This window comes from Variovorax sp. JS1663 (assembly GCF_002157355.1).
GTDB lineage: Bacteria > Pseudomonadota > Gammaproteobacteria > Burkholderiales > Burkholderiaceae_C > Variovorax.
On sequence record NZ_LYMK01000117.1, the window covers coordinates 1 to 2,418 of the forward strand.

3 protein-coding genes are annotated in these 2,418 nt (G+C 58.0%); all 3 read right to left on the reverse strand.

Annotation, left to right across the window (positions count from 1 at the left end; translation table 11 throughout):
• Positions 1-180 precede the first annotated feature (180 nt).
• A complete protein-coding gene (locus A8M77_RS35930; protein ID WP_143694913.1) occupies positions 181-810 on the reverse strand; it encodes an immunity protein Imm33 domain-containing protein in 630 nt (209 codons plus the stop codon).
• 252 nt (positions 811-1,062) lie between these two features.
• The gene (locus A8M77_RS34845) at positions 1,063-1,353 is read right to left on the reverse strand and encodes a hypothetical protein (RefSeq protein ID WP_086926024.1); all 291 of its coding nucleotides are present in this window, start codon (positions 1,351-1,353) and stop codon (positions 1,063-1,065) included.
• Positions 1,354-1,374: 21 nt separating this feature from the next.
• On the reverse strand, positions 1,375-2,418 hold a 1,044-nt coding region (locus A8M77_RS34850; RefSeq protein WP_143694914.1), incomplete at its 5' end, for an RHS repeat domain-containing protein.

Below are 2,418 nucleotides of genomic sequence, written 5' to 3' on the forward strand. Positions count from 1 at the left end.
CAGGCCGTACTGGGTGCTCTGGTTCAGGCCGTTGGTGTCGCTGATGCGTTCGCCGTTGGCGTCGTAGCCGAAGGCGCTGCTCTGGTTGGGGCCGTCGGTACGGGCAGCAACGCGGTTGAGGTTGTTGATGGCGCGTGCGGTGGTCCGGTCCACGGCGACAGGACCCCACTGCCTCAGTCTCTACTTCGCAGCCTTTTCATCAAACCACACGGCACCAGTTGGGGAGAAGAATCGATAGCCGTTTGGAAGTGCAAGAAACTTTGCTAGATCAGGTCGTTTCGCCGAGACGTGGTGGGCATGAACGGTCTTCAGCGATTCGATTTTTCCGTTGTATCGATCAGTGGTAAGCCACCAACCCGACATATGCGATGGGGACGCGTATCGAACCCCCTCAACATTGTCTCCCTCATAAACTCCATCCGATATGACCACCATCTGATCAGGCCGCGGTGGAATGAAGTCGGCACCTTCTCTATTGCAGAGGCTGGTTTGATCACGCCAATACGTCAAGGTGTGAGTCACCCCAAACACAAACTCTGTGGCCTCGGGGTTGTACTCAAAAAATACGAGCGTCCGGCCATCTGTCAACTCGGCCTTGGTTAACCAGTACCCATACGCCAAAGTTTCGCCTGCCCTGATCGAGTTTCCGGACAAGACATACTCGGCAATAAATCGGACGAACTCCTCGCAGTGCTCGCCCAGTTCCGGTGAACTGACCGAAGCACTTATCTCGTAACCAGGATCGTGTGATGCCAAGCCTTTGGTCGTCTTGGTCAGGCGATCGGGCGAATCAAGAATGTCGATCTTCAATTTTGCCCTTCGGGACGTAGTTGTCGCCATCTGATTTGGCCACCCTGAGTTCGACTGCAATCAATGCAATGCGGATACAGGTCTTGCGTTCCACCTGTCGGATTCAGCGCATTCGGGGGCTGGTGTTGACGCCGCCCGTGCCCGTCTCCGCCGGCAGATCCCCATCCTCCCCGTACATGAATGCGGTCAGGCCCGGTCCGTTCCATCGCCTGGACCAGCTTGATTGCCGAATGGGCGGCTACACGCGAACCGTCATCCACCGATGGTTCCTTGCTGGGCCGCTCCGGGTGAACGATGAATGTACAGGCCGAGTTCCGAAAGCTCGGAAAAATGCGTCTTGCCAGCGCCAAATGGCGAGATGGAAAAGCCTTCGTTCTCGGGCTCATCAGCCACCGCCAGAAGTAACTCGGCAAGCATTCGCAGTGCTTGCTGGCTACCTTCGATCAGTACCGAGGCGGTATCGCCCTCGTCGTCCTGAAGTAGTCGAAGAATGAGCCCAACTTTCTGGTCGGCATAGCGTTCACTGATATCGTCGGTCTTCATGATTTCTCCATCGATAGCCGTTCAGAATTTTCGTTTGGGTCGCCCGTCGGCCCAGACGTCGCGATCGCGCTTACCTTTCTCGTAGGCGCGCTTGTCACCATAAACTTCCCAATGATCTCTGTGTAACTGATCCTTCTCCCAGATCTCTCCGGTTTCCAGGTTCCTCTTGCCTTTGCTTCCTTTGACAGGCTCGAAATCGTCGGGATGCGTTGTCGGTGTCTTTTCGAGATCAGGCAACTCCTCATTGTTGCCGTCCGAAAACATCCACCCTGTCAATCGTCGACCGAGGTCAAGGCATCCGCTGATGAGCGCTCCAGGCATGGTGATCGGCAGCTTCCACTGTGGTGTAGCGACGGATGCGCCTCCACCATAGGGATTTTCAGCGTTAAGGCTGGGCGGTGGCCCCCAGTTGCATTGCAGTACGGGGCCAATCCACTTGCAGGGCGAAAGCCCCGTCGGATCGCTCTTCCCGAGTGGATTGCCGCCAAGGCCGGCACGCCGATTGAGCCCACCACCCAATCCGATCGGGTCGTTCTGCGTGTAGTTGCCGCCATCCGGGTTGTAGCTGCGCCGCCCGTTGTAGAAGAGGCGTGACTCCGGGTCTGCATACATGCCCCAGTACCGCAGATTGAAATCCGGAGATGCGATGTTCGTCGTCCCTGGATTCGGATTGACCTCCAGGTTCGCGAACCGGTACTTCGCGATCGTCGGCTTCTCATCCCCGAAAGCGCTGTAGCTCCATTGCCAGACCGCTTGGCCACTCGCGTTCGTGAGCCTCCTCGGCGTGTTGAGGTGATCGCTGTGGACCGCGTAGGGCTGGCCGTTGATCACCGCCGCAATCGGCATCGGCCCACTGGCCGTGGGCAGGTAGATGTACTGCGTGCTGCCCGTGCTGTTGGCCCCACCCGTGCCCGTCTCCGCCAGCAGACTGCCGTCCTCGTCGTACATGAACGCAAAGCCCTGCTTCTCCGCTTCCGTGGTGTTCGGCCCCCACAGCTTCGTGAAGAAGTTCAGCAGGCTCTGGAAGAACCCTGGATCGCTCTCGTCGCCTTCTGCCGGCGGGTA